This window comes from Lysinibacillus sp. FN11, from assembly GCF_024628845.1.
In the GTDB taxonomy this organism is placed as follows: domain Bacteria; phylum Bacillota; class Bacilli; order Bacillales_A; family Planococcaceae; genus Lysinibacillus; species Lysinibacillus capsici.
Genome location: NZ_CP102383.1, coordinates 2,382,539 through 2,407,078 on the forward strand (window position 1 = coordinate 2,382,539; position 24,540 = coordinate 2,407,078).

Here is a 24,540-nt window from a genome sequence, read left to right on the forward strand (position 1 = left end):
AAAATTTAAAAACAAGGTCATCAGTATAATGATGACCTTGTTTTCACTTAATAAAATCATATTTCGAATAAATTTTGTTGTTTATTTGTTTTCATCCATAGGAGGCGTAAAATGAAGAAATATTTAATCTTATATTTTATTACTATACTATCAATATCGTTAATTAGTGGATGTTCAAGCAATAAAAATGAAACTATTAAAATTTATGAATCTGTAGATTTTTCTGAAATTAAAAAGGATTCCATGAAGAAAATTACAGAATTAGAAGATATAGAACTTTTTTCAACTGCTTTTAATAGTGCAAGTAAAAACCAAGGTATCAAAGATATGGCTAGTCCTAACTATAAAGTTAAACTAGGTAAGAAAACATTTTATCTTTGGATTAATAATGATTCTGGTGTAATAATGGATGCCAGTGATACACATACAACCTATAGTATTAATGAAAATTTAGTTAAAGATATTAATGAAGTAATAAATAATTTGTATATGAATAAGGAATAAAATAGTTCATGAAATGAGTTCACAGTGTTTTAGCTGTGTTACTGACTGCAGTATGTATAAACATTCTTTATTTCAAACTACATTTACGTCGAAATAGCAAAAAATCGAACATGTGGGTAATATGCTGGGACTTCGAAGTTTATTAATATAGTGGCATACTTAGCACTTTATTAAAATCTATATCCTTTTGATTGTAAAGAAACACATAGAGGATCAAATATTTATGCAATGTCTCTGGAGTTAAAAAGGAGATCTTATTATGGGACATTAGGACAGCCTGAACGTTTTGGTGTAAAAATAATTCTATGTGTAATTCAACCAGCTCCCTCAAGTAGATCGAGCGCAGGAGCAATGATAGACGATGTAGAGGATCTTGAGGTCGTGGCACTTCATCTGGTGGGACAAGTACATAATCTAATTGGGGTAGTGCTAGAAAAATACGGAGTTACAATGTCACGAAATATACACGATTTCATGTACACTGAATGGTAAGCCATATTCGCGTAAATATAGATGTATCAAGTGTTTGCGTTTCCTACATATAAAGCTATATAGCTAATATTCAGCCACGAAACGTTAATTTCACAACATTCGTGGCCTTTTGATGTTTTTCCCACCCTCTTTTACAAGCTGGAGCTTTTTATAAGCTATCTCCTCTAATACTTCTTGTTCCTTTTCTCCTAACAATGATTGAATGCCCTCTATACTCTTGCCTTTTCTCAATTCCTGAATCTTTTTGATTTCAAAATCAATTTCTCTATAAAAATTGATTGTTGTGATATCATATATATCAAAATGATTGTATGTTCTATACCCATTCTCACTATTTTGCTGGGGCTTTACTAATCCTTTTTCTTCATAAAATTTTAAGGTATCTCTAGAAACTCCTAAAAATTTTGCAACTTGACCAATTGTATACATCTAAGTCTCCTTTTCAACTCTTCCTCTTTACTACTATAGCTATAAATATATGTAAATATGAAAAAACCGTAGACATGCACGTGAAGCATGTTTACAGTTTCAAATATTGTTATTTCTTATGGAAAAATGATTTGCCTAACCATTCAATGGTTGCAGGGGCTAATGCATACAATTTACTTGATAATCCCATAATTCTAGGTAGATTAATTTCACGAACAGGACGATCAATCGTTTTCACTGTCTCTTGAGCTACTTCCTCCGCTGACAATAAAAAGCGCCCTAAGGATTCTCGGTAGCCACTTGTATCATTGGCTTTATCTAAAAATGGTGTATCAATGGGACCAGGATGGATGGCTGTCACTTTTACATTGTACGGAGCCAATTCCATACGCAACCCATTAGTAAAACCGACAATAGCATGTTTCGTCGCAGCATAGACACTCGCTTTTGGTGTGGCCACCTTCCCAGCCTGAGAACCAATGAATATTAAATGGCCCTGTTTGCACTCTATCATCTTAGAGGCTAATCGTTTGGCAAGATAAATCGGTACACTAACATTTAATTCGATCATTTGCGCAATATCCTCATCCTGTAAAGCAGGGGCTACAGCAAACTTCCCTACACCTGCTGAAAGAATCGCTACATCAATCGGTGGTAGCTGCGCACAAACATCATCAAGTGTATGTAGATTGGTTAAATCCGCTTGGATCACTTGAGCACCTAAACGCTCAAGCACCTTTAGTGCAACAGCATTGCGACCTGTGGCATAAACGGTATGCCCTTGAGCTACAAGTAATTCAGTTATCTTTAAGCCAACCCCACTTGTAGCTCCTGTCACAAAGATCGTTTTGTTAGAATGTTTCATGTATAAACCTACTTCCTTTGAAATAAATAGATACCTGCTCCTGTCTTCGTTGACGTAATATACTCATTGGACTCTAGATAATCTAAATGACCAAGTGTTTTAGATAAAGTTAAACCAAGCTGATGCTGGAAGATAGCCGGATACAAGCGCTTTGTTACTTGGACAACTGTTAATTGATCATCGCCTAATAATTCAAAAACCTTCAGTGATTGTTGGTGCTGTCGCTCTAATCGTTTATCAATCAACGAAGGAATATCCTCTAGCTCTGCTCCATGCCCTGTATGCATCATTTTGACAGGTAATTGACGCAGAATTTCAAGGGATGCATTATATTGTAATAAAGATTTTGTACGTCCTACGGTACGATCCAATGGTGGCTCTATTAATGGATTGGGCGTTATTTTTTCAAGCAATAAATCTCCACCAATCACATGATGACTTTTTTCATCCCAAAAAATGAAATGACTTTGTGCGTGACCTAATGTTTCGATTGCCTTTAATCCTGGATGCCCAGGCACTTCATCTCCATCTGCCAAAATTTGCGTTAATGGCCGTTCCCCTACAAGCTCCAATTCACGACGAACATGGACACTTTTTGCAATATATTCTTGTGGTACCCCATGCTCCAATAAACGTTCACTGTAAAATTGTTCATGATAGCGTAAAAAGTCTTCATCATGACGAAGCCATTTGTCATTATAGGCATGCCCTAAAATTTCTGCATGTGGAAAAGCATCGACCCATCCCGCATGATCTGGATGATGATGGGTTAACACAACCTGTTCAATATCTTGCATGTCAAAGCCTGCTGCTCGAATCCCCCATTTTAAAGCATCATAGGCTTCCATTGTTTTTGGGCCAACATCAAAAATGCTAAGTGCATCGCCTTTTACAATAAATGCATTGACATCTCCTACTGCATAGGGTGTTGGTATTTCTATTTTGTATATAGACAAAGTTGTCTCCCCCTTTTCACGCACTTGTGAATACTGATTCATTCTATTTTACAAGTTTTTTCTGTTTTCGTCATCCTCCTGTTGACAGGTTGCCTATTCCTCACTATAATTTTGAATAATCTAATTATTTATGTGCGTTGAAGAAGACGAGTACGTAACTGGTGAAGGTGTTAGAGAGTGTTACATTTGCTGAGAGTAACATCACCCACTCCCATTACCGAACCTACTTCTGAGCAGTTATGCAAACATAACCGTTTCCCTTGCGATAAGAGGGCTAAGAGTTGTGCCAACAATTGGCAAACAAAGGTGGTACCGCGGAAACGAGAGCGTTTTCGTCCTTCTAGATAAGGACGAGAGCGCTTTTTTATTTTGAACTGGAGGTTTTGTTCATGAAAAAAATTTTATTTATCGGTGCAGGCTCAATGGCGGAAGCATTGATGCAAGGCTGGATTAAACAAAAGGTGTTCACACCACAGGAAATTTATGTCACCAATCGCTCTGACAAAGAACGATTACATTTCTTACATGAAACATATGGTGTCCATTGTGTATTTGATCATGCGATTTTTCAACAGGCAGATCTGATTATCTTAGCGATGAAGCCGAAAGATGCTATTGCTGCTATGTGTGATTTAAAGCCTAAACTTACAGCGAGCACTGCTGTACTATCTATTTTAGCAGGCATTGCGATTAATACGATTACAGAATTTTTAGGAAGTCGCCCAGTAGCAAGGGTGATGCCGAATACTTCCGCTACAATCGGTATGTCAGCAAGTGGCATTGCATTCAATAACGAGGTGTCTGCAGACCAGCGTCTCCTTTTCCTCCAGTTATTAGAGGCTGTTGGCTCCGTTATTGAAGTCGATGAGGATCAGTTACATGCTGTCACAGCCCTTTCAGGTAGTGGCCCTGCTTATATCTATTATTTAATGGAAGCTTTTGAACGAGTAGGGACGAAGGTAGGCTTATCGAAAGATACAGTGCGCTTACTGATGACTCAAACACTTGCGGGGACAGCTGAGATGCTCAAGCAGTCATTAGATGAACCCGATGTCTTACGCAAAAAGGTGACGAGTCCAGGGGGCACGACGGAGGCAGGTATACAGGCATTAGAGCAATATCAATTTAATGAAGCCATCGAAGCCTGCATTAAAGAAGCCGAGGCACGATCTCGTTCACTTGCAAATGGGTAGCATTATGTGCAAAATAGAGTGTATCACTAGGAATTAGGAGGCTTTATTTTGAGTAAATTATTCGAACCCTATACATTGCAATCCATCACCTTAAAAAACCGTGTTGTGATGGCCCCTATGTGCATGTACTCAGCACAAGACGATGGCATGGTAACACCCTTTCATTTCGTCCATTATGCAACACGTGCAGCTGGTCAAGTAGGCTTAATCATTTTAGAAGCTACTGGTGTTGTGCCAGAAGGTCGTATCTCAAATAAGGATTTAGGGATTTGGGATGATGCACATATTGAAGGATTAAGTCAATTAGTTGAAGGGATGAAAGCGTACGGCGCTAAAACAGGCATCCAGCTTGCACATGCTGGTCGCAAAGCAACAGTAGATGGCGAAATTTTTGCTCCATCAGCTATTGCCTTTAGCTCAGACTATAAAACGCCAACAGAAATGACGGAAGAGGACATTCTCTATGTCATCGAGGCATTTAAACAAGCAGCTGTTCGTGCCGCAAAGGCTGGCTTTGATGTACTAGAAATTCATGGGGCACATGGCTATTTAATTAGCGAGTTTTTATCACCCGCTACGAATAAACGTCAAGATCAATATGGGGGCTCACAGGAAAATCGATATCGCATCCTACGTCAAGTCATCGATGCTGTTCGCAGTGTATGGAACGGACCTTTATTGGTACGTGTCTCTGCGGAAGATTATGCGGAAGATGGTACAACAATGGATGACTTTATTGTTTTTAGCCGCTGGATGAAATCTCAAGGTGTTGATTTAGTTGATGTATCAACAGGGGGCGTTGTACCAGCAGCCATCAATGTCTTTCCAGGCTATCAGGTACCACATGCAGAAGCGATTAAGCATGGGGCAGATATTCCTACTGGTGCAGTTGGTCTTATTACAACAGCCATTCAAGCCGAAGAGATACTCCAAAATAATCGTGCAGATTTAATATTCTTAGCGCGTGTTTTATTACGAGACCCTTACTGGGCACTACATGCAGCTAAAGAGCTAAGAGAAGACGTGCAACCTCCTGTACAATACGTTCGTGGTTGGTAAATTCATTTCCATCAAAAAACAGCTTGTGATCCAGCAAGCTGTTTTTTTCATTAGAATAATGGATTTTGTTTTAATTCTTCATCAATAGCCTGTACCAATGTCTCCACGTCATCTGCTGTCACGACTTCTCCATTTACTATTGCAAAAATACCCTGCTCACAGATTTCACAATGGGATGTACAACCAGATTCCTCTATCTCAATATCATCCCGCTCTACTAATACATCGTACGCATCTGCCGCACCAAGTGATAAATTAGTGATACAAAACTCCACTCTATTTTTTAGCTGCTGTGGCTCCTTCTTTTTTTTAAAAAGAGAAAATACCATGTTTATTGCCCCCCTACTCTCTAAAAATAATCATACCACAATTCCATAAACTTCATGAAAACTGTAGCGTTAAGCAAAATAACTTTCATAAAATATTATTAATCTTTAACATAAGTTTTTCTTATAAAATTAATGTACAGCCATTAAACGAAAATGACTGCCCTGAAAAAAAGGCAGTCACAAACTTATCATTCAAAACCTTCAAGTACTATTTTCCCAATGGTCTTTCCGCTTTCAAGAATTGAGTGTGCCTTTCTCAGATTTTCTGCATTAATTGGATATAAGATTTTAGAAATTGTAGTTTTTATAATATTGCTATCAACTAAAATAGCTATTCTATTTAATAATTTATGTTGTTCAATCAAATCTTCAGTCTGATACATAGATCGTGTAAACATAAACTCCCACACAAATGTAGCGCTTTTATTTTTAAGTAATGTCAAATTAATAGGCTCGTCTGTTTCTACTATAGAACAAATTGTTCCTTGTGAAGCGATAGCCTCTGCCATTTTAGTCCAATATGCTTGTGTCGAATTCAAACATAAAATATAATCTACTGCTTCAAAACCGATTTTTTTAAGCTGTGGAATAAATTCCTCATAGTGATTTATTATATAGTCTGCCCCTAGGTCAGTTGCCCAATCGCGTGATTCTTGCCTAGAAGCTGTAGCGATAACCGTTAGCCCAGCCCATTTAGCTAGTTGGATTGCGACAGAACCTACTCCCCCCGCTGCACCAATAATTAATATTGTTTTATTGTTATTTTCGTTTGAAAAACTACTAACTTTCATTCTGTCAAATATGGACTCATATGCAGTGAGTGAAGTCAATGGCAATGCAGCAGCTTCTGCAAAGTTTAAAGATTTCGGCTTATGACCAACAATTCTTTCATCAACAAGGTGAAATTCACTATTACAACCTTGGCGTGTTATATCGCCTGCATAATATACCTCATCACCTGGTTTAAACAATGTACATAATGGACCAACCTCTTCAACAATGCCTGCCACATCCCATCCTAAAATCTTAGGAATGTCCTCAAACTTTTCTTTGGGTGATCTTACTTTATAATCTACAGGATTTACTGAAACGGCCTTTACCTTAATTAATAAATCCCTATCTTTGACACTTGGCTTTACAATTTGTAAATCTACTAAACTCTCTGGATGATCAACAGGTAAGTAGTGATGTAAACCTACAGCTTTCATTTTTTCCATAATTAAAATTGCTCCTTTTGCCTTTATATTTTATTTCCTTATGTCAGCTATAATAATATGATGATATATTTTATGTAAGTACGCACATTTTTGTTGTATAGTATCAATTTTTATACTAAATAAATAATCTGGAGGAATTTTAATGACAGATAGCAATCAAATTAACCCTTATTCAGCTTGTCCTGATGCCTATGGGTGTCCCGTTGAAGCAACACTTGCAGTAATTGGTGGTAAATGGAAAGGCGTTATTTTATATCATCTTATGTCAGGAACGAAGCGTTTCAATGAATTTAGACGTTTAATGCCCGATATTACTCAAAGAATGTTAACGTTACAACTCCGTGAATTAGAGAAGGATGGAATAATCCATAGGGAAATCTTTAAAGAAGTACCGCCCAAAGTAGAATATTCACTAACTGAATTCGGTCGAACACTTGAACCAATCATAAAACTTATGAGAGATTGGGGAGAGCAGTATAATTTAAAAAAATAATATTTTCTTTGAGTAAAATAAATATTAAAACAACCAGGTCTCTTATGTTGACCTGGTTGTTTTATCTATTACTTAACGTATTGTGTCTTTTTATTAAACGAAATTAAGGCTACCCCTACTACACATATAAATCCAATAAATAACAATAAAAATCCTATTGGAATAAGAAAGAATGGTTCTTCTAATGTACCATCAGGTGCTACATTACTCCCTTTCACCATAACGATTAAAAAACTAAGTACGCCTAATATGATTGGCATTGATGCAAAAATATATTTTTTCATAACCTATTTCCTCCATTCAATGTAAAAAGGTTTAATTCCTCCACTGCATCTTACTACAACTTACCGTAACAATCATAAATCCAAAATATATTCTAAGTCAATTATTTTTTATTGAAAAACAATAAATTTTTATTCTAATTCAACCAATCCCAAATTGACATTTTGAAATTCTAACTATAAAATGACCATAATCTCTAGTGATAATTTGGAAGGGTGATTTGTATGAACTATGAAGATTTAATGCAATGGAAAGGTTATTTGTTTTTAGCTAATATAGTAGAGCCAGGGACAAACTCTTTGCGAGTTTCTATTTCTAGAGCTTCCGTTAGCTCCGAAAGTAATGATATAAGTTTTGAGGAATATACTATAAATGATGTCCATCCTATTGAAATTGATAAGACATTACCGGTCATACATATAGAATTCGATTCATATGTAGCCTATACTGTTTTTGACGAATCATTTCATTTTGTAAATCAAGAAGATGATTTCTTGGGTAACTCAGTACGTCTTTTTACAAAATCAACTTATTTAGATTTCATAAGTAAAGGAACTATAGCTCTCGATATCTATTCCTACAAGGAGCTATTCCATTATCAGATTGTTTGTTTAGACCATATTATTGATATTGTTTCATTTGATAAACCTACTATTTTAAACAACTAAAGTTTTTAAAACAGTCAACAAAAATTGTTGTCTGTTTTTTATTTCTATCAAAACAAATGAACAATTCTATTAAGTTCTTCTTCTCTTAAATAGACAAAGTATAATCTCTCTATCTTTTGCATATTCTATTAATTAGAAAACTAAAGGAGGACCTTGTAGTGAGCAATTCAGAAATAGATAATCTCATAAAAAGTAAAATAGTTAATTCTCTTTCTACATCTCTCCTGAAAAATATCAAAACTATTAAAAATTCACTAGGCAACAGCAATGATATTATTACTCGAGAATTTTTGATTGGTAAACCGATCGAGGTCTCAATAGCTATTATTTATACGGATGGTCTAGCTGATAACACCTCAATTACGGACTTTTTATTAGAGTCTATTATTTCTGATTTTGAGGTGACGTCTGAAACTACATTACAAGATATTGCGCTACGATTAAAAACATATTGCTTAGCTGTTGGAAGTATAAAAGATGTCGCAGATTTCCCTTCTCTGTTTAACGCTATTTTGAGTGGAGAAACCATTCTATTAATAAATGGACTTGCATTAGGTATTTCTACTAGTACTAGAAATTCCAAAGATAGAGCAATAACAGAGCCAGCCACGGAAGCTGTTATTAGGGGGCCAAGAGAGTCATTTACAGAGACATTAAGAACCAATACAGCTTTAATTCGACGCAAAATCAAAAGTCCAAATCTTTGGATAAAGTCAAGAGTGATTGGTGAAGTTACTCAAACAGAAATAGCTGTTATGTATATAAACGGTATAGCGAATGAGAAGATTGTTAACGAAGTACTTCATAGATTAGATCAAATAGATATTGATGGTATTTTAGAGAGTGGTTATATTGAACAATTAATTCAAGACTCAAAGTTTAATTTATTTCCTACCGTTTATAATTCCGAACGCCCAGATGTTATAGCCGGAGAGTTATTAGAAGGCAAGATTGCGATTATAGTTGATGGTACGCCTTTTGTATTAATCGTACCTGCATTATTCATTTCTTTTTTGCAATCCGCAGAAGATTATTATCAGAATGCAATTGTTAGTTCGTTTATTCGACTTATTCGTTTTTTAGGTATTAGTCTTGCATTAGTTGCTCCTTCTCTCTATATTTCTCTAACAACTTTTCATCACGAAATGATACCCACACCGCTACTTATCAGTATATATGCACAACGAGAAGGCGTTCCTTTCCCAGCATTTATAGAAGCTTTAATTATGGAAATTGCATTTGAAATTTTAAGGGAAGCAGGTTTAAGGATGCCTAGAATGATTGGATCCGCAATCTCTATAGTCGGAACACTTATCATTGGTCAAGCAGCCGTTGAGGCAGGAATTGTTTCTGCAGCAATGGTCATTATTGTAGCCTTAACAGCCATTTGTAGTTTTCTTTTTCCAGCTTATGGTCTATCCAATTCTATCCGAATTTTACGTTTCCCGTTAATGGTGTTAGCAGCGATGTTTGGACTGTTTGGCGTTTTTGTAGGGCTTATGCTTTTGATTATCCATTTATGTAGTTTGCGTTCATTTGGTGTTCCTTATATGAGCCCATTTGCACCTTTAATACCACAAGATCAAAAAGATGCCTTAATTATTTTTCCACGTGGGTCCTTACTTACACGTCCACGATTGATCAACCAGATTAATAATGTAAGAGGGCGTAAAAATCGGTCATAACTAACTGTTAAATGGGGTTACCTTATGAAAATGAACTTTATTATTTTTTCATTAATCTTTCTAATTTTGATTCTAAGCGGGTGTTGGAGTAAACGTGAGTTAAATGAATTAGCGCTTGTAGCAGCATTAGGTATAGATCTTGTTGATGACGAATACGTTATTTCGGCACAAGTCATTGATCCTAGTCAAGTTTCGTCAAAGCAATCTACAAGTGGCCATGCACCAGTTGTTACCTATCATGCTAAAGGAAAAACAGTGTTTGAAGCTATAAGAAAGATATTGGCATTATCTCCAAGAAAATTATATTTTGCGCATTTACAACTGGTTGTTATGGGTGAAGAATTAGCTAAAAACGGTTTACGAGATACCGTAGATTTTTTAGGAAGAGATCAAGAGATACGAAATGACTTTACAGTTATAGTATCACAGCAAGCAACTGCGAAAGATGTTTTAAACGTCTTAACTCCTATAGAAAAAATACCTGCAAATAAAATGTTAAATTCTTTAAAAGTAATGCAAGATGCATGGGGCTCTACTTTAGAAGTGGATATTGAAGATTTAGTAACAAAATTAGGCGTAAACGACCAATTTTTTGTTCTATCAGCAATTGAAGTACTAGGAGAAAAAAGCTTAGGAATTGACCAAACTAATGTAGAAAGAATTGAAACGCCAGTAAAGCTGAAGTTTACAGGGCTAGCTATTTTTAAAGAAGATAAATTACTAGGTTATCTTGATGAGTATGATAGTAAAAGTTTAAATTACTTAAACAATCAAATCAAATCAACGATTGAAATTATTAGTTGTCCTTCGAAAGGAGAATTATCAACTGAGATTACTCAATCTAAAACAAAAACAAAAGGAGTAATTATTGATGGTAAGCCTACTATTCAGATTAACATGAATGTTGTTCAAAATGTTGCCGAGGTCAATTGTGATATTGATTTAACAACATTAAAAACGATAGATTGGATTAATAATCAAACTGAAGAACACATTCAGAAAAATGTTGAGAAAGTGCTGAATACCCTTCAAGAAAATTATCAAGCTGATGTACTTGGTTTTGGAGAAGCGATTCATCGTGCAGACCCTAAAGAATGGAAAAAGATAAAAAACGATTGGCACGCAATTTATCCTGATTTAGAAGTTACTGTTAAAGTAAACGTCAATACGCAAGGATTAGGGACTATGCAAAACTCAAAATTAAAGGAGTAAACTTGACTATGTTTATCACCTTAGGCATATTAATCATTTCAATTGTTATTGTTTTAATTGAACTGCCTAAATTGAAAAAAGGCGATGCAAAATTAACATGGATATTCTTGTTTTTGTTAGTCATAGGAGCAGTCTTAAACATTGCTATCAGTTTAAATGTTTCAATGATTAGCCCACTGGACCCCATCATTTATATTTTTCAACCAATCAGTGACTTTTTAATGGAGAATTTGTTAAATAAAAAATAATTAATAAGAGGCATCTATTATGAAAAAACAATTGATAAGCTCCCGCCAATTCACTATAATTGTTACTCTCTATACGGTAGGTACAGGAATATTAATAATACCAGCAAGCATAGCTTCAGAAGTAAAACAAGACGCTTGGATTGTAGCCACTATAGGTACCTTATTAAGTTTATTTTTAATAAAGCTTTATATCATTTTATCAAATAAAATGGAGAACCTTTCTATTGTAGAAGTAACTGAAAAGTTCTTAGGAAACATTGTCGGTAAATTTATTTCTCTCTGTTTTGTCCTGTTAACACTACTTTCATCAGGAGAATTATTATACTTCATTGGTAATTTTCTACAAACAGAGGTGATGCCTGAAACACCGCCAGTAGTATTTACCATACTTTTCAACTTTATTATTCTATTCGCTGTGTATCAAGGTATAGAAGTGTTTGCCCGCACTTTAGAGATACTTTTTCCAATTTTTTTGTTCATCTTTATTACTTTTTTGTTCTTTGTTTCACCGCAAATTGACATTAGAAATATACAACCTATTTTTGAAGTATCAGTTCCTCCGCTAATATATAGTGTGTTGCATTTCATGGGTTTATTTTCTTTTCCATTAATTGTCCTTTTAATGATTTTTCCTTCTGCTATTAATAACCTTCAAACTGGCAAGAAGGGCTTTTATATTGGCACATTAGTGGGTGGATTTATTATAACTGCTTTTATAGCATTAACAATTTTAGTATTGGGCGTAACCAATACATCCTTAAGAACATTTCCGAGTTATACGTTAGCTCAAAAAATTTCTATTGGGGATTTTTTGCAACGCATAGAAATTATTATGGCTTTCATGTGGATGGTTACAATATTTGTAAGATCTTTTATATATTTTTATGCTTCTTTAATAGGAATAGGCCAAATGCTTAAACTAAAAGATCATAGACCTCTCATTCTACCACTTGGAATGGTTTCCATAGGTCTTTCACAAGTTGTTCATGCGAACATCATTCATTCGGATATATACAACCAGCAAACTTGGCCATTAGCTATAGGTGTTTTCGCTACTTTACTACCATTAATTTTGCTACTTGTAGCTAGGTTCAGAAGATTAAAGATCAAAAACGTTGAGATGAATGATTCTATGGATAAGGCATAACATGAAGTAATTCTAACTAAACAATTTAAGTTAGACTTCTAAAATAAACTAGCTTACGCAATATGGAACATTTTGGAGTCAACTATCGTACTAAATCATTAACCGTACACCAATCTGCGACTGAAAACTCTTATCAAAACGCTGGGACATAAGTATATTATCAAAGCGAAATTAAAAAATATCACATCAGATAAGCGCGAGAAATCAACGTTTCTAAAATTGATTTCTCACGCTTTGTAACGTTTTGACCAGTAATGTCCCGGCTTAATAAATATATTTTATTTTATTAAATCCTTCATATCCAAATCCTCAAGAATATCTTCAAGCGTTTGGCCTCCATGTTTCTCTTTTGGCCTTGGTGCATTTTCTACTTTTTCATTTACCCTTAAGTAATTGTCTACTATAATTTTCATATCTTTAGCATCGATGGCTCCATCTTGATTAATATCTGCTTTTTCTGGGCCCTTACCAGGCTTATTGATATGATTTTTCAAGAAAAAAGCATCTTGAACATCTATGACATTGTCACCATTTACATCACCAATAAATTGGTTTGACTTTTCATCATCATAAACGTTTAAATTTATAGTAAATTGGTTGTCAGCACGGAATAGCTTATCCTTCTTAACTGAATACCAGTTCACGTCTACATCGTTGCTTCCCTCTTTGAAGGTCATGAGCATTACCATCCCTAAATCATAAGGCTTCATAAACTGTGCATCAACTAATATTTGTTTAATGGAATTACCTTGATCACCAATATCTTCTCTCACAACTAAATCCTCGCTACCAATATGTCCAGCTGTTACTAGAATAATATTTTTATGCTTCCTTACAAACTTGTCCCATACTTGATCTCCATTATTGGCATCAGAAATGTATCTTCCTGGGTTATCCATATGGTCTAGCGATTGATGTTCTCCATTGTGATATAAGTAAGAGTGGGTGTTGACAATAATTTTTTTATCTTCATTATTTTTTGCTATTTGGTTAGCCCATTCTAGCACTTCATCTCGTGGGCCATATTCTAAATTAATCACCATATATTCTAGTCCATGTATATCGAAGAAAGAATACGTATTTTCCATCTGTCCTATTTCAAAAGCACCACCAAATGTAGAACTTTTTGAAAATTTTTCATAAGAGAAGTATTGATTAAAATTAGTTGTAGTACGTTTAATTTGATCGTTATAATCATGATTTCCAGGCACAAAAACATACGGCACTATACCATCTAAATAGGACATACCTTCTTGAACTGTTTGCCATTCCTTTATACTTCCTGGATTATTAACTAAATCTCCTACTTGCATTACAAGTTCTATGTTTAAATCATCTTTAGTGTCTTTAAACCAAGTCATATATTCCTTAAATTCATTTGGGAAATGTTCAACAAAATACTGCGTGTCAGGAATTACAGCAATTGAGTAGTCCCCTTTTGCAAAGTCAGGATCAATCCAGTTGCTATTCTCATTATCATACTCATGAGCATGGTTCTTCTTCTTTGAATGATCTGGATACACTCCATCTTTTCCATCATCCAATTTCCAATTACCGATTAATCCTTCTTCGTTTCCTTCCAATGCTTTATTATAATTTGCTTTAATTTCTTCTGAAGTTCTAGCAGTAGACCATAACCGAACATCCGCTATTTCACCATTAAAATTATATTCAGGCTTACCATCAGCTGTGTAACCTCTATAATCCGAGCCGATTTTAAGTTCTTCTCTAGGAGGGATACTCGGAATAGGTGTATTAATAGATTGTTCGTTAATTTTTTCCCCGTTTATATATGTCGATCCAATACCTTGCTTGTCATCCAATACCATGGCAACATGTACCCAATCACCTAAATTGACATTCACATTTGTTGAATAATCAAGTGTATGAGCGGTATGAGCTTGCCAATAAATTCTTGGATTACCGTTGCTAGTAATTTCAAAATTGAATCTGGATTTGTCTTTATAGTATTCGTGATAATAATTTCCGATGATATTCCCTACACGTTTTTCTTTTGGTGTATCTGCTGGAATTTTCACCCATGCTTCAACTGTACGAGGAGCTTCAGTAATAGGTTCGTCTGCTGCAATCTCCAAGTCACCCTTTGAAAAATCAATACCTGTTCCTTTATAAGCACTCTCTTCTGGTATTTCTATCACAGACTCTTTTTGGAAACCAAATGCCACTCCATCAATTTTTCCCGCTTTATCATAGACATTAGGACTATCATATACGGAATCATCTAACATCCAAGTATGCATTAACCCTTCTTCATTACCTTTAATGTCTACATCAACGTTATCTTTAATCTCATCCAACGTACGAACATCGTCCCATAAACGAACTTCTGTTATTTCAGCATTCGGGTGAAACTGATCCCTAGTATCTTTACCGATACTATGATAATTTTCAAAAGCAAGATCTTCCACTAAATCTACGTTATCAAATGAAGCTATTTCTTTTCCGTCTTGAATAAAGACTATTTTTTTATTCGCAACATCTCTTATTATAGCAAAATGTGTCCATTCACCTGTTGTAATATCTGCTTCTACTGTTTTTTTATCAATAGTGCCAAATTGATTTATTTCATAATATCTAAGTTGATTATCAGCTGTTATTTCAATATTATATGCAGTTTTGTTTCCTGATTTAAAATTCCCAAACAATATTTGACGCTGATTTAGATTTGGTTCAAATTTCACAATCATTTCATAAGTTGATGGAACATTTTCCAATTCTTTATTTAGCTGCACTGAGTTTTTCTTTTCAGAGTCAAAGAATAGCCCTTCTAATTTACTTGTTTCAACAAGTAGCTGAGTAAGTGTTTCCCTTTCAGCCATTTGAGATTCTGCTAATACTGAGCTTTGACCTAACATTAATAATGCTAAAGTAGACGATAATACCGCTTTTGACTTTTTCACGAAAAACTTCCTTCCTTTTAAAAGAGTTTGTGTAGTCCAAAAATTAATTCCATAATTGGTTTGAAAAAAATATATAACTTAATTTTAATTACACCTTAATTCCCACCTCCTTTATTGTTATTTCTGCTGTATAATGCAAGAATAATCTGTTTTCTGCTGTTTTACAATCTAACTAGCACTTTCTTTACATAACATTAACTTTATTCACATAGAAAACATGGAATAATTACTTTGTACACACTTTCACATTTGCTGTATTTTGCATTTTTTAATTAAATGATTGATAATATTTAGATTAGAGCAATTATTAATTGCAAGAATAAATGGAGGTTATACAATTGTTACAAGAACATAGACATCAAAAAATAGAAATATATTTAAAACAACAGAAAGCTGTGAAAGCTACTGAACTTGCGTCATTATTAAATGTATCCATAGACACCATTCGACGAGATTTAGAAACTCTTGAAAAAAAAGGCACCATTAAACGAGTACATGGAGGAGCCATTTTGAAGCAAAATAATAAAAATGTACTTAATAAATTATTTGTTGAAAGGGAAGTAGAAAATTTAGAAAAGAAACAAGAGGTAGCGTCTGTAGCAGCTGAACTAATAGAAGAGGGACAGGCAATAGCATTAAATGGTGGAACAACTACCATTGAAATCGCCAAGGTTTTAGTAGAAAAGTTCCACCGTTTAACCATCATTACAAATGATATTCGGATTCTAAGTATTTTAGGGGCGAATAAAAATTTTAAGGTCATTCTTTCTGGTGGTTTTTACAATCCTGATGAGTATACTTTATATGGAAAGCAATGCGAGGAAGTTCTCTCAAATTTTAATATTGATACTGCATTTATAACAGTGAATGGCTTATCACTAAAAAACGGCTTAACAGATTTTAGAATCCACGAAGTAGACGTGATTAAAGCTATCCTTTCTCGATCAAATCATAAAATTGTAGTGGCGGATTCTACAAAATTTGAGACTTCATCTTATATAAACATCTGTCCTTTAAATGAAATTGATCTCATCGTATCTGATAGTTCAATTTCAGCTAAAACAATAGAGGACTATAGTAGTCATGATATAAGAATTATTTCTCCAAATTAAGGCTCTAGCGTAACCAGAAAATAGTAAAGCATGACACTTCAGATCCATACACATAAACAAAAAACATTTAATGTGTTATTGAAAAGCTCCCTATACAAATGTTAACAGCACTCCGAATGTTAGACATACTCTAACATTTGGAGTGCTTTATTTTTATGTCGCTGAATGAAGAAAAATATATTTAAGCATTGCTATCTTGGTGAATTTCGTTACCTATTTATGCGCTCATTTATTTTATCAATTAACCCAGGTAACTCATTCATTGTACGAATTGTATAATGCGCGCCAAGATCTTTAAATTTTTGGACGGTTCTTTCAATGATTTGTTCCTTTTCCTCAGAAGTCAATGCTTCATACTCTTCTTTGCTTAAACCCATTTCAGAGCTTCCAATCACTACACCGACAGCCCAAACCCCTGCATTTAATGCTTCGTTAATATCTGAAACTGTATCACCAATCTTAACAACCTGTTGTACAGACTGTAATTGAAGCTGCTCCATATTACGATAAATCATGTATGGATATGGTCTTCCTAATGAGTTAGTTGCATCAGGTGTAATATAAAAATCTGGACTATAGCCTTTTGCCTTAGCATTCGGCACAACGACATCCATCATCATTTGTGTATAACCTGTTGTCGAACCAATTTTTAGCCCTTTACTCCGCAATTGTGTAACCGCTTCTACTACGTGGTCAATCGGATCCGTAAAGGTAGCCAATGTTTTCATTAAACTTTTTCAAATTTTACATAAAGTGCCTCTACATCCTGTTCAGTAAAGGGGCTTCCGTGTACCTCCTGCCAGAGCTGTTCAATTCTTGGCATTTGAAGCATCGTACGGATATGATCGATTTTAAGCATACCCATCGGTTTTCTTGCTTCTTCAATCGTGACTTCAACACCTGCATCGTGAAAAATTTCTACAAAAACATTGACTGGGGCCATACAGCCAAAGTCTACTGTTGTCCCTGCCCAATCCAAAATAATTCCTTCAATCGCTTTCATAGTATGTCCTCCAAATATTCTTCCCTACTAAGCCTTCGCTGGGAAGAAACGTTTTTTAATTGTGTTGATGTAATTTCTAATAGAATCGCGATGATTAAAATAAAGTATGTAATCATCCCTGCTTCACGCAAGTCAAAATAGAAGCTTGATGCCATAAATAATTCAAAGCCAATGCCACCTGCACCTGCCGCTGCACCCATTGCAACAGCTACACCAAAATTAATCTCAAAGCGTAAAAATACCCATGATAGTAAATAGGTAAATGTCGTAGGAAGGACTGCATGAATAATGATATGCCACCAATTTGCCCCACTAGCTCGTAACGCCTCAATAATGCCTGAATCCATTTCCTCAAAAGCCTCAGAAAATGCCTTTACTAAATATGCTACCGAATGCAGTAGCATCCCTAATACCGCGGCTTCACTCCCTAAACCAGCAGAAATTGCAAAGATCAATACCCATAAAACTGTGGGTACCGCACGAATAAATGCCATCCCCATTCGTACAATCTTGGACAACCATTCATTTGATAAATTTGTAGCTGCCATTAAAGCTAACCCTAATGCAATCACTGCCCCAATAATTGTTGATAAAAAAGCAAGACCAACTGTGATGCCAATTTGGTAAAATGCTTCTCCCCAGCTAAAATGCGATAGCCCTGGTTCTAAAATCATTATTTTAATATTGCTTAACGTATCAACAATCGCTGTTTTTAGCTCAAACCCTTTATAGTTAAATATAAAGAACGCAAAAATTGTTGATAGTGTGAAAATTAGGAGCATCACACGGATATAAATATCTGCTCGTGAATATTTCTTTAATGGAATATGCCTTTTGCGAGGCGGATTATTTTCCATAGCCTGTACCATTTATAAAATCACCTTTCGCACATGATTTGAACACACATCAATAACAATAACGGCTACTACGATACAGAGTGTAATGAGTGAAATTACATTATAGTTCAGCATTTTATAATAAATATCAAACACATAGCCGATGCCAGTACCAGTTAAAATGCCTATCAATGTTGCATTACGAATATTTGTTTCAACCATGAATAAGATCCAGCTAATAACCTGCGGTAAACACTGTGGCAATACGCCCTTAAAGACGATTTGAAAATATGTTGCTCCAGTTGCTTGTAAGCCTTCAATAGACTTATCACCTGCTTCATCGATCGATTCGATAAATGCGCGTGTTAGGAAACCTGTTGAGCCTACAAATAAAGCTATAAAACCTGTCACCGAATTCTGTCCAAACGATAACAATAATACAAGCGCCCAGACAACAACTGGAATATTTCGTGAAAGCGATGCTACAAAGCGAGAAACTAGCATTAACGGTTTATTGATCATCGTTTTAGAAGAGCCAAATAACCCTAAAAATAGTGCTATGATTGCGCCAAATACAGTAGCAGCAATAGACGTAAAAATCGTTTCAAATAATGCTGCAAGTATAATCGGTAATTTTTCTAATGACTCACCTGTTACAAATAAATTTGATAACATCCACAATAGAGCATCTGGCAAGGTAATCATACCTTCTACAACATTAAATTGAGTGATGGCAGCAGAGCCATAGGTAAATAGTACAATGGCGATTAGAAAAAACCATATATGCCAGTTACTACGTTTCAGTTTGTTGTCAATCATGTTAGATCTCCTTATATCATGATTAAATCTTGCATGTTCGAACTATAAATATTTTGGATTTCCACATTCGTCAGTGCAGCACTGCGATTATTGAAGACAATATTGCCTTTGTTTAAGCCAACGATACGATCCGAATAATGCTGCGCAACCTCCACCTGATGTAGATTAACGACTACCGCAATTCCTAGCTCAGAGGAAATCATCTTCAAATAATCCATAATAATTTTTGAGGAGTTCGGATCCAACGAGGCAATTGGTTCATCACATAATATTAGTGAAGGCTCCTGAATAAGCGCTCGACAAATCCCAACTCGCTGTTGCTGTCCCCCACTTAATTGGTCACAACGTTTATATGCATGTTCCTCAATACCAAGCTTTTCTAAGAGGAAAAAGGCACGCTTCTTTTCCTTTTGCGTATAGCGATTAAAAATTCCCTGCAAAGTCGTTTTATAACCAAAACGACCATGCAGTACATTTTCTAAAACCGAAAGACGTGGAACTAAATTATAATGCTGAAAAATCATGCCGATTTTCGTACGTACTTTTCGTAGCTCCTTCTTATTTAGTTGACCGATATTTTGTTCATCAAATAGGATTGTTCCTTGATTAAAATTCACCATTCGATTAATACAGCGTAGTAACGTGGATTTTCCTGCACCAGAAGGACCAATAATGGAAATAAACTCTCCTGGATAAACTTCAAAGCTAATATCCTTTAATACTTTTGTTTCTTCGTTATAAAACTTCTCTACTTTATTAACCTGCAATAATGGTATCATCTCGAATATCCTCGCTTTTTAATGTCGCTAATTATTTTGTTAATTCTCGAATCGGGTTAAACCATGCATCCTCAACTTTAAGGAAACGCTCATTCTCTTCCTTTGTGAATAATGTTGCAGTCTCACTACCCTCTAAACCAAAAATCATTTCGTTATTTGCAAACTCATCCGAAGTAAATAGAGCTTGAATTGTATCAAAATCTTCTTGACCCATAGTTTCTAAATTTGCAACGAATGGTTCATTTAATACAGGCGTTACGTTCATTAATGTAAAATCCTTACCTGCTACTTTGTTAAATGGCTCTGCTGCATTTTCTTTTACTGTATAAATAGCACCTTGTCTATTTGCTTCTCCGTCTTTGAGCTCTACATACTCTTCTACACATGTATCACAGAATGCGGCTACATCTACATCACCATTTAACAAGTTCACCGCCGATCCTTGGTGAGAGTTACCAAATAATACTTGCTCAAATAATTCAGCACCTGTCATGATGCTTTCCTCAGATAAGTCTGCGTATTTATCCGTTTCTGAGAAATGCTTAATGATTGTTGAGGATGGTACTTTAAAGCCAGAGGTTGAGCTATTTGATACAAATGAAATTGATTTCCCTTCAATTGTATCTAATGAAAATTCATCATCCTTTTTGAATGCATCCTGTTCATTTACATCTACAGCTAACCAACTATAATAAATTGCATCATCTAATGTTCCAGATGCGCCAGATTGTACTGCTAACGGAATAACTGCATCATTTTTTTTCTTCGCTTCAATATAGCTGTTTGAACCCATAAAACCCATATCTGCATTGCCATTTGCAATTGTTTCAATCGCGATAGCATAGTCTGTCGTTAAGTGATGCTTCACTTCCTTACCTGTGGCTTCCTCGATTAATTCTCCTATCTCATCACGTGATGCCTTTAAATCAGAGCCTGATTCATTTGGGTACCAAACAATGTCGATTTTGTCGTCTACTTTACTTTCTGTTGTTTGTCCAGAGCATGCTGCTAAAGCGATTGATAGTGCTAAAACTGATGACATTAAAATTGTTTTCTTCATTGTTCTATACCTTCCTATTCATAGATTGAGATTAAAATATTTTTTACATCTGCTTCTGTTAAGGGGACTGGATTGTTATCCATACGACCTTTTGTAAACGCATTTTCTGCAATACGATTAATACTTTCATGTGTTCCTTTGTATTGCACAAGTCTTGTAGCAAAACCCGCTCTTTCCTGTACGCTTTCTATCCATTGTTGTATTTCTTTAAACGAACGATGACCAAATGCTTCAAGAAGTTGTTGTTTTTCAGGGATACTCTCAAAATTAATAGCTAACACTTTTGCTAATGTTAGGCTTGCTGCCACACCATGTGAAATCCCGAGCTCCATTGTTAGTGGGTAAGAAATGGAATGGCAAGCTGTTGTACGCGTATTACTAAAGGCCAAGCCTGCATACATACTTGCTAAAGCAATCTCACGTCGATATTCTATATTACTTGGTACTTCAATTAGCGGTTCTAAATATTGCATAATTCGCTGAATGGCCTCTTTTGCATAAACTCTAGAAATTTCATTCGACTTATTTGACCAATAGGCCTCTGTTGCATGACATAATGCATCCAATGTTGTCGAAACAGTAATACTAATTGGTAATGAAGTTGTTAGTGTATGGTCAATAATTGCTGCATAGGCATATAATGATGGGTTATCAATAGATAGTTTGATTCCTTGCTTGTCATACCAAATTGTTGCCCAGCATGTTAGCTCCGAGCCAGTACCGGAAGTAGTAGGAATTCCAATCCAAGGTATTGTCTGCTCGTTATTCTTGTAGTTTTTTTGTTCAATAATTGTCAACAGCTGCTTAGAGTTTTCAATTTGCATTCCTTTAATCGCTACTAATGATTTAGATAAATCTAGTACACTCCCCCTCCGATACCTACGATACAATCAAAATCAAAATCTTTTGTCTCATTGAACAATGCGAATAAATCATCTACAGTAGGATTTGAAATTTCAATATCTACTTGCTGCATTTCATACTGCTGTAAACATTTCCTCATTTCAGCGCTTTCTGGCGATTTATTAAAATTACCCCCACGAGTAAGTAAAAGCACTTTTGTTACCTTTTGGGGCATTTCTTCAATTACTCGCTTTAAAACCTTTAATTCCCCAATATTAATTTTTACTGGATTAAAAAAAATTCCCATTAAATCACTCTTCTTCCCTCTTAATCTACTGCTTTTTGCACTTAACTTATTTATTCCTTTGCAAATCCTTGCTTATATTTGCAATATTAATCATCTTTTTGCAGTTTTTCAATCCATTCTGAAATATCTTTACATCAATTTATAAAATTTACAATACATTAATATTCCATAATCAACCTAAGTTGTTTGTAAATATGTATAATTTGGTAGGATTGAGCATAAAAGACGAATGATGCATCTTTTTGCAAGAATATATATATTATCAGATTGAAGTTTCCTCAAAAAAAGCAAAAAGCCGCAAAAACATCTAAGCTTGCAGCTATTTTTACTATCTAAACTGAATTTAGAATTCTAGAGAAAAAGAGCTTCTTGTCTGGTCAAATATTTTAAAAAAACCAGTCTCAAAGTTATTTGAGTACTGGATTCTATGTTTTGTATATAACAGATGCCTCTTCAATTTTTCACTAAGCTAAAGAAGGACACTTTAATGAATAAACTAGAACAACATTTTCGTAATAATCCTCATAAGGAAATACTATCAAAGAAGTTAAAGAAGCTTTACTAGAAGGGTACTGGGTAACATCAAAAGAAAAGAACCTTCTATAAAAAATCAATTTTACAATCTTAAATGAAGTAATGACATTGCTATGTTGCTCCTGCAGCAGCTTTTTATACCATGGGTTTGTATTTTACAAGATAGATTTCTTTAAAAAAGAGGGCAGTTGCTCTTTGAAGAGACAAAACATAGCTGCAGTAAATTGATATACTCTCACCCTCTTACTATTAAAAATACGCTACTCGATGTGAGTAGCGTTACTGACCAATATGAAATCATCTCGTAAAAGGTAGCTCCTGTAAGTTCAATTATTTTTTAACAAAAATTTTAAAATATTTTTTGTAAACTCTTCATATGAAGTATTCTTTCCACGCTGGTTATACCATTTTCGAATTGTTTCTACTAACCAAAACGGCACAGAGTTCCCATCTATTACATGATAATATTGCTCGTATCCTTTTTTTAAATGCTCCCATCGATAATCATTACCCTGAAGTGTGTACTCAGAGACATCAATTATTTTCGCCCTTCCATTTTGGAGCAAAATATTTTTTAAATGAATATCACGAGGGTTAAGGCCCTTCTTCCGAACATATTCTCTTGCATCCTCCACTTCATTTATAACCTGTTTTGGAATGTGAATACCTTGGAGAATGCAATCAAAGAGCGTTTTTCCTTCTTCGTAACTTAAAACAAGGTATTCGTCATATGAAGCAAAGCATGTTGAAAAGAAAGGTGAATCTCCTAATATTTCATAAACATTTGCTTCAATTTTTACTTTGTGTACTTTGTCTTTGGCAAATACTTTAAATGCATACGCTGGAGCAGAAAGAGCTTGAAAAACAGCCGCATCTGTCCCAACACCTATACACTTCAAATCATCAGCTTCACCACTTATGGTTACCGGCTCGTTATTTGGATTTGAAAAAACGTTTATTTTTGAAAGAGAATCTATAGCTTTGTCCCATTCATTTTCCATTCCCATCTCTCCCATCATTTACATTGAAGAAAACTACACTATAATTACTTTAGTAGGGATTCTATATCGCCCTTAACAATATCAGTTTCTTTAACTAACACCCGTCTCCATACTTTTTTCACACACTTATATCTCAAGTTTCCTACACGTTCTCTTTCATTTTAAAACGTTGGGAACCAATAGAAGTTCCTATATACATTTCTCCTTGTGGAAGTATACGGCTTCGTTAGCTACAGAAGAACCAGTTCTATCCTCTATTTACCCTTAACCATCTGCATTAAAAACTTTCAAAGAGATTTGATGTGGCTCTATTGTTAGCTTTATTATTTAATATTGTCAAATCAAGTGGTTCATTAGTTTACACACTAGAACAAATTGTTCCTTGTAGAGCGATAGCCTCTGCCATATTAGTCCAATTTTCTTTTGTCGATTTCAAACACATAATATAATCGACTGCTTCAAAACCTATTCTATTAAGCTTTGAAGCAAATTTCTCATAATGAATTATAATATAGTCTGCACCTAGCTCCCGTTGCCAAAATACAT

At 34.9% G+C, this 24,540-nt stretch carries 21 protein-coding genes and 3 pseudogenes; 10 read left to right on the forward strand and 14 right to left on the reverse strand.

The genetic code is table 11. From position 1 onward, the window contains the following. Positions 1-111 precede the first annotated feature (111 nt). Positions 112-504, forward strand: coding sequence for a YhfM domain-containing protein (locus tag NP781_RS12845; protein WP_257522455.1), 393 nt, complete (start codon positions 112-114; stop codon positions 502-504). A gap of 621 nt (positions 505-1,125) precedes the next feature. Here NP781_RS12845 and NP781_RS12850 read toward each other — a convergent pair. The 3 genes and pseudogenes from NP781_RS12850 to NP781_RS12860 all read right to left on the reverse strand — a co-directional run. Then, positions 1,126-1,425 (reverse strand): annotated as a pseudogene (locus tag NP781_RS12850) (MerR family transcriptional regulator); the annotation flags it as partial. Between the two features lie 109 nt (positions 1,426-1,534). Continuing rightward, complete coding sequence (locus NP781_RS12855; RefSeq protein ID WP_257522456.1) at positions 1,535-2,290, reverse strand: SDR family NAD(P)-dependent oxidoreductase; 756 nt, start codon at positions 2,288-2,290, stop codon at positions 1,535-1,537. Between the two features lie 8 nt (positions 2,291-2,298). After that, positions 2,299-3,288 carry an MBL fold metallo-hydrolase gene (locus tag NP781_RS12860; protein WP_257522457.1) on the reverse strand — a complete coding sequence of 330 codons (990 nt, stop codon included), beginning with the start codon at positions 3,286-3,288 and terminating at the stop codon, positions 2,299-2,301. A 347-nt stretch (positions 3,289-3,635) separates the two neighbouring features. Here NP781_RS12860 and proC point away from each other — a divergent pair, with 347 nt between their 5' ends. Together proC and namA are read left to right on the forward strand one after the other, a co-directional pair. Beyond that, a complete protein-coding gene (gene proC / locus NP781_RS12865; protein WP_221680241.1) occupies positions 3,636-4,439 on the forward strand; it encodes a pyrroline-5-carboxylate reductase in 804 nt (267 codons plus the stop codon). A gap of 48 nt (positions 4,440-4,487) precedes the next feature. Beyond that, a complete protein-coding gene (gene namA / locus NP781_RS12870) occupies positions 4,488-5,498 on the forward strand; it encodes an NADPH dehydrogenase NamA (protein ID WP_221680240.1) in 1,011 nt (336 codons plus the stop codon). 50 nt (positions 5,499-5,548) lie between these two features. Here namA and NP781_RS12875 read toward each other — a convergent pair whose 3' ends face one another. Then, positions 5,549-5,827 (reverse strand): YuzB family protein, encoded by a 279-nt coding sequence (locus NP781_RS12875; protein ID WP_221680239.1) that lies wholly within the window; start codon positions 5,825-5,827, stop codon positions 5,549-5,551. A 188-nt stretch (positions 5,828-6,015) separates the two neighbouring features. Continuing rightward, positions 6,016-7,044, reverse strand: a complete 1,029-nt coding sequence (locus NP781_RS12880) for a zinc-binding alcohol dehydrogenase family protein (protein ID WP_373880546.1) — start codon at positions 7,042-7,044, stop codon at positions 6,016-6,018. A 142-nt stretch (positions 7,045-7,186) separates the two neighbouring features. Between NP781_RS12880 and NP781_RS12885 the strand changes: the two genes are divergently transcribed. After that, the gene (locus tag NP781_RS12885; RefSeq protein ID WP_008174966.1) at positions 7,187-7,537 is read left to right on the forward strand and encodes a winged helix-turn-helix transcriptional regulator; all 351 of its coding nucleotides are present in this window, start codon (positions 7,187-7,189) and stop codon (positions 7,535-7,537) included. 68 nt (positions 7,538-7,605) lie between these two features. Here the strand turns inward: NP781_RS12885 and NP781_RS12890 are convergent, their stop codons facing one another. Further along, a complete protein-coding gene (locus NP781_RS12890; RefSeq protein ID WP_257522458.1) occupies positions 7,606-7,821 on the reverse strand; it encodes a DUF3955 domain-containing protein in 216 nt (71 codons plus the stop codon). Between the two features lie 222 nt (positions 7,822-8,043). On the opposite strand from NP781_RS12890, the gene NP781_RS12895 reads away from it, so the two are divergent. The 5 genes from NP781_RS12895 to NP781_RS12915 all read left to right on the forward strand — a co-directional run bounded on the left by NP781_RS12895 (position 8,044) and on the right by NP781_RS12915 (position 12,779). Then, positions 8,044-8,487 (forward strand): hypothetical protein, encoded by a 444-nt coding sequence (locus tag NP781_RS12895; protein ID WP_257522459.1) that lies wholly within the window; start codon positions 8,044-8,046, stop codon positions 8,485-8,487. Between the two features lie 158 nt (positions 8,488-8,645). Further along, positions 8,646-10,172, forward strand: coding sequence for a spore germination protein (locus NP781_RS12900; protein ID WP_257522460.1), 1,527 nt, complete (start codon positions 8,646-8,648; stop codon positions 10,170-10,172). Between the two features lie 24 nt (positions 10,173-10,196). Continuing rightward, complete coding sequence (locus NP781_RS12905; RefSeq protein ID WP_257522461.1) at positions 10,197-11,384, forward strand: Ger(x)C family spore germination protein; 1,188 nt, start codon at positions 10,197-10,199, stop codon at positions 11,382-11,384. 8 nt (positions 11,385-11,392) lie between these two features. Continuing rightward, positions 11,393-11,632, forward strand: a complete 240-nt coding sequence (locus tag NP781_RS12910) for a hypothetical protein (RefSeq protein WP_257522462.1) — start codon at positions 11,393-11,395, stop codon at positions 11,630-11,632. 19 nt (positions 11,633-11,651) lie between these two features. Next, positions 11,652-12,779 carry a GerAB/ArcD/ProY family transporter gene (locus NP781_RS12915; RefSeq protein ID WP_257522463.1) on the forward strand — a complete coding sequence of 376 codons (1,128 nt, stop codon included), beginning with the start codon at positions 11,652-11,654 and terminating at the stop codon, positions 12,777-12,779. Between the two features lie 278 nt (positions 12,780-13,057). Here the strand turns inward: NP781_RS12915 and NP781_RS12920 are convergent, their stop codons facing one another. After that, complete coding sequence (locus tag NP781_RS12920) at positions 13,058-15,700, reverse strand: LamG-like jellyroll fold domain-containing protein (protein WP_257522464.1); 2,643 nt, start codon at positions 15,698-15,700, stop codon at positions 13,058-13,060. A gap of 338 nt (positions 15,701-16,038) precedes the next feature. Here NP781_RS12920 and NP781_RS12925 point away from each other — a divergent pair, with 338 nt between their 5' ends. After that, positions 16,039-16,812 (forward strand): DeoR/GlpR family DNA-binding transcription regulator, encoded by a 774-nt coding sequence (locus NP781_RS12925; RefSeq protein ID WP_202341139.1) that lies wholly within the window; start codon positions 16,039-16,041, stop codon positions 16,810-16,812. Positions 16,813-17,021: 209 nt separating this feature from the next. Here NP781_RS12925 and phnX read toward each other — a convergent pair. The 7 genes and pseudogenes from phnX to NP781_RS12965 form a co-directional block, all read right to left on the reverse strand. Beyond that, positions 17,022-17,815: pseudogene (phnX, locus tag NP781_RS12930) on the reverse strand (phosphonoacetaldehyde hydrolase). After that, positions 17,812-18,684: a PhnE/PtxC family ABC transporter permease gene (locus tag NP781_RS12935; protein WP_257522465.1), complete on the reverse strand. Its 873-nt coding sequence runs from the start codon at positions 18,682-18,684 to the stop codon at positions 17,812-17,814. Before NP781_RS12935 ends, phnX begins: the two are co-directional and overlap by 4 nt. After that, positions 18,685-19,470: a PhnE/PtxC family ABC transporter permease gene (locus NP781_RS12940; RefSeq protein WP_257522466.1), complete on the reverse strand. Its 786-nt coding sequence runs from the start codon at positions 19,468-19,470 to the stop codon at positions 18,685-18,687. It lies immediately after the preceding gene. 11 nt (positions 19,471-19,481) lie between these two features. After that, positions 19,482-20,246, reverse strand: coding sequence for a phosphonate ABC transporter ATP-binding protein (gene phnC, locus NP781_RS12945; RefSeq protein WP_257522538.1), 765 nt, complete (start codon positions 20,244-20,246; stop codon positions 19,482-19,484). Positions 20,247-20,280: 34 nt separating this feature from the next. Next, entirely contained in the window at positions 20,281-21,309 is a 1,029-nt protein-coding gene (locus NP781_RS12950; RefSeq protein ID WP_257522467.1) for a PhnD/SsuA/transferrin family substrate-binding protein, read from the reverse strand. A 14-nt stretch (positions 21,310-21,323) separates the two neighbouring features. Beyond that, a pseudogene (locus NP781_RS12955) lies at positions 21,324-22,459 on the reverse strand (phosphonoacetaldehyde reductase). 860 nt (positions 22,460-23,319) lie between these two features. Beyond that, a complete protein-coding gene (locus tag NP781_RS12965) occupies positions 23,320-23,994 on the reverse strand; it encodes a serine/threonine protein kinase (RefSeq protein WP_221680236.1) in 675 nt (224 codons plus the stop codon). Positions 23,995-24,540 lie beyond the last annotated feature (546 nt).

Bases quoted from the DNA above. Each gene is read 5' to 3' on its own strand.
- NP781_RS12950 (WP_257522467.1), bottom strand. From the start codon at position 21,309: ATGAAGAAAACAATTTTAATGTCATCAGTTTTAGCACTATCAATCGCT.
- proC (WP_221680241.1), top strand. From the start codon at position 3,636: ATGAAAAAAATTTTATTTATCGGTGCAGGCTCAATGGCGGAAGCATTG.
- NP781_RS12935 (WP_257522465.1), bottom strand. From the start codon at position 18,684: ATGGTACAGGCTATGGAAAATAATCCGCCTCGCAAAAGGCATATTCCA.
- NP781_RS12890 (WP_257522458.1), bottom strand. From the start codon at position 7,821: ATGAAAAAATATATTTTTGCATCAATGCCAATCATATTAGGCGTACTT.
- NP781_RS12910 (WP_257522462.1), top strand. From the start codon at position 11,393: ATGTTTATCACCTTAGGCATATTAATCATTTCAATTGTTATTGTTTTA.
- NP781_RS12885 (WP_008174966.1), top strand. From the start codon at position 7,187: ATGACAGATAGCAATCAAATTAACCCTTATTCAGCTTGTCCTGATGCC.
- NP781_RS12965 (WP_221680236.1), bottom strand. From the start codon at position 23,994: ATGGAAAATGAATGGGACAAAGCTATAGATTCTCTTTCAAAAATAAAC.
- NP781_RS12895 (WP_257522459.1), top strand. From the start codon at position 8,044: ATGAACTATGAAGATTTAATGCAATGGAAAGGTTATTTGTTTTTAGCT.
- NP781_RS12905 (WP_257522461.1), top strand. From the start codon at position 10,197: ATGAAAATGAACTTTATTATTTTTTCATTAATCTTTCTAATTTTGATT.
- NP781_RS12855 (WP_257522456.1), bottom strand. From the start codon at position 2,290: ATGAAACATTCTAACAAAACGATCTTTGTGACAGGAGCTACAAGTGGG.
- NP781_RS12875 (WP_221680239.1), bottom strand. From the start codon at position 5,827: ATGGTATTTTCTCTTTTTAAAAAAAAGAAGGAGCCACAGCAGCTAAAA.
- NP781_RS12940 (WP_257522466.1), bottom strand. From the start codon at position 19,470: ATGATTGACAACAAACTGAAACGTAGTAACTGGCATATATGGTTTTTT.
- NP781_RS12915 (WP_257522463.1), top strand. From the start codon at position 11,652: ATGAAAAAACAATTGATAAGCTCCCGCCAATTCACTATAATTGTTACT.
- NP781_RS12860 (WP_257522457.1), bottom strand. From the start codon at position 3,288: ATGAATCAGTATTCACAAGTGCGTGAAAAGGGGGAGACAACTTTGTCT.
- NP781_RS12880 (WP_373880546.1), bottom strand. From the start codon at position 7,044: ATGGAAAAAATGAAAGCTGTAGGTTTACATCACTACTTACCTGTTGAT.
- NP781_RS12845 (WP_257522455.1), top strand. From the start codon at position 112: ATGAAGAAATATTTAATCTTATATTTTATTACTATACTATCAATATCG.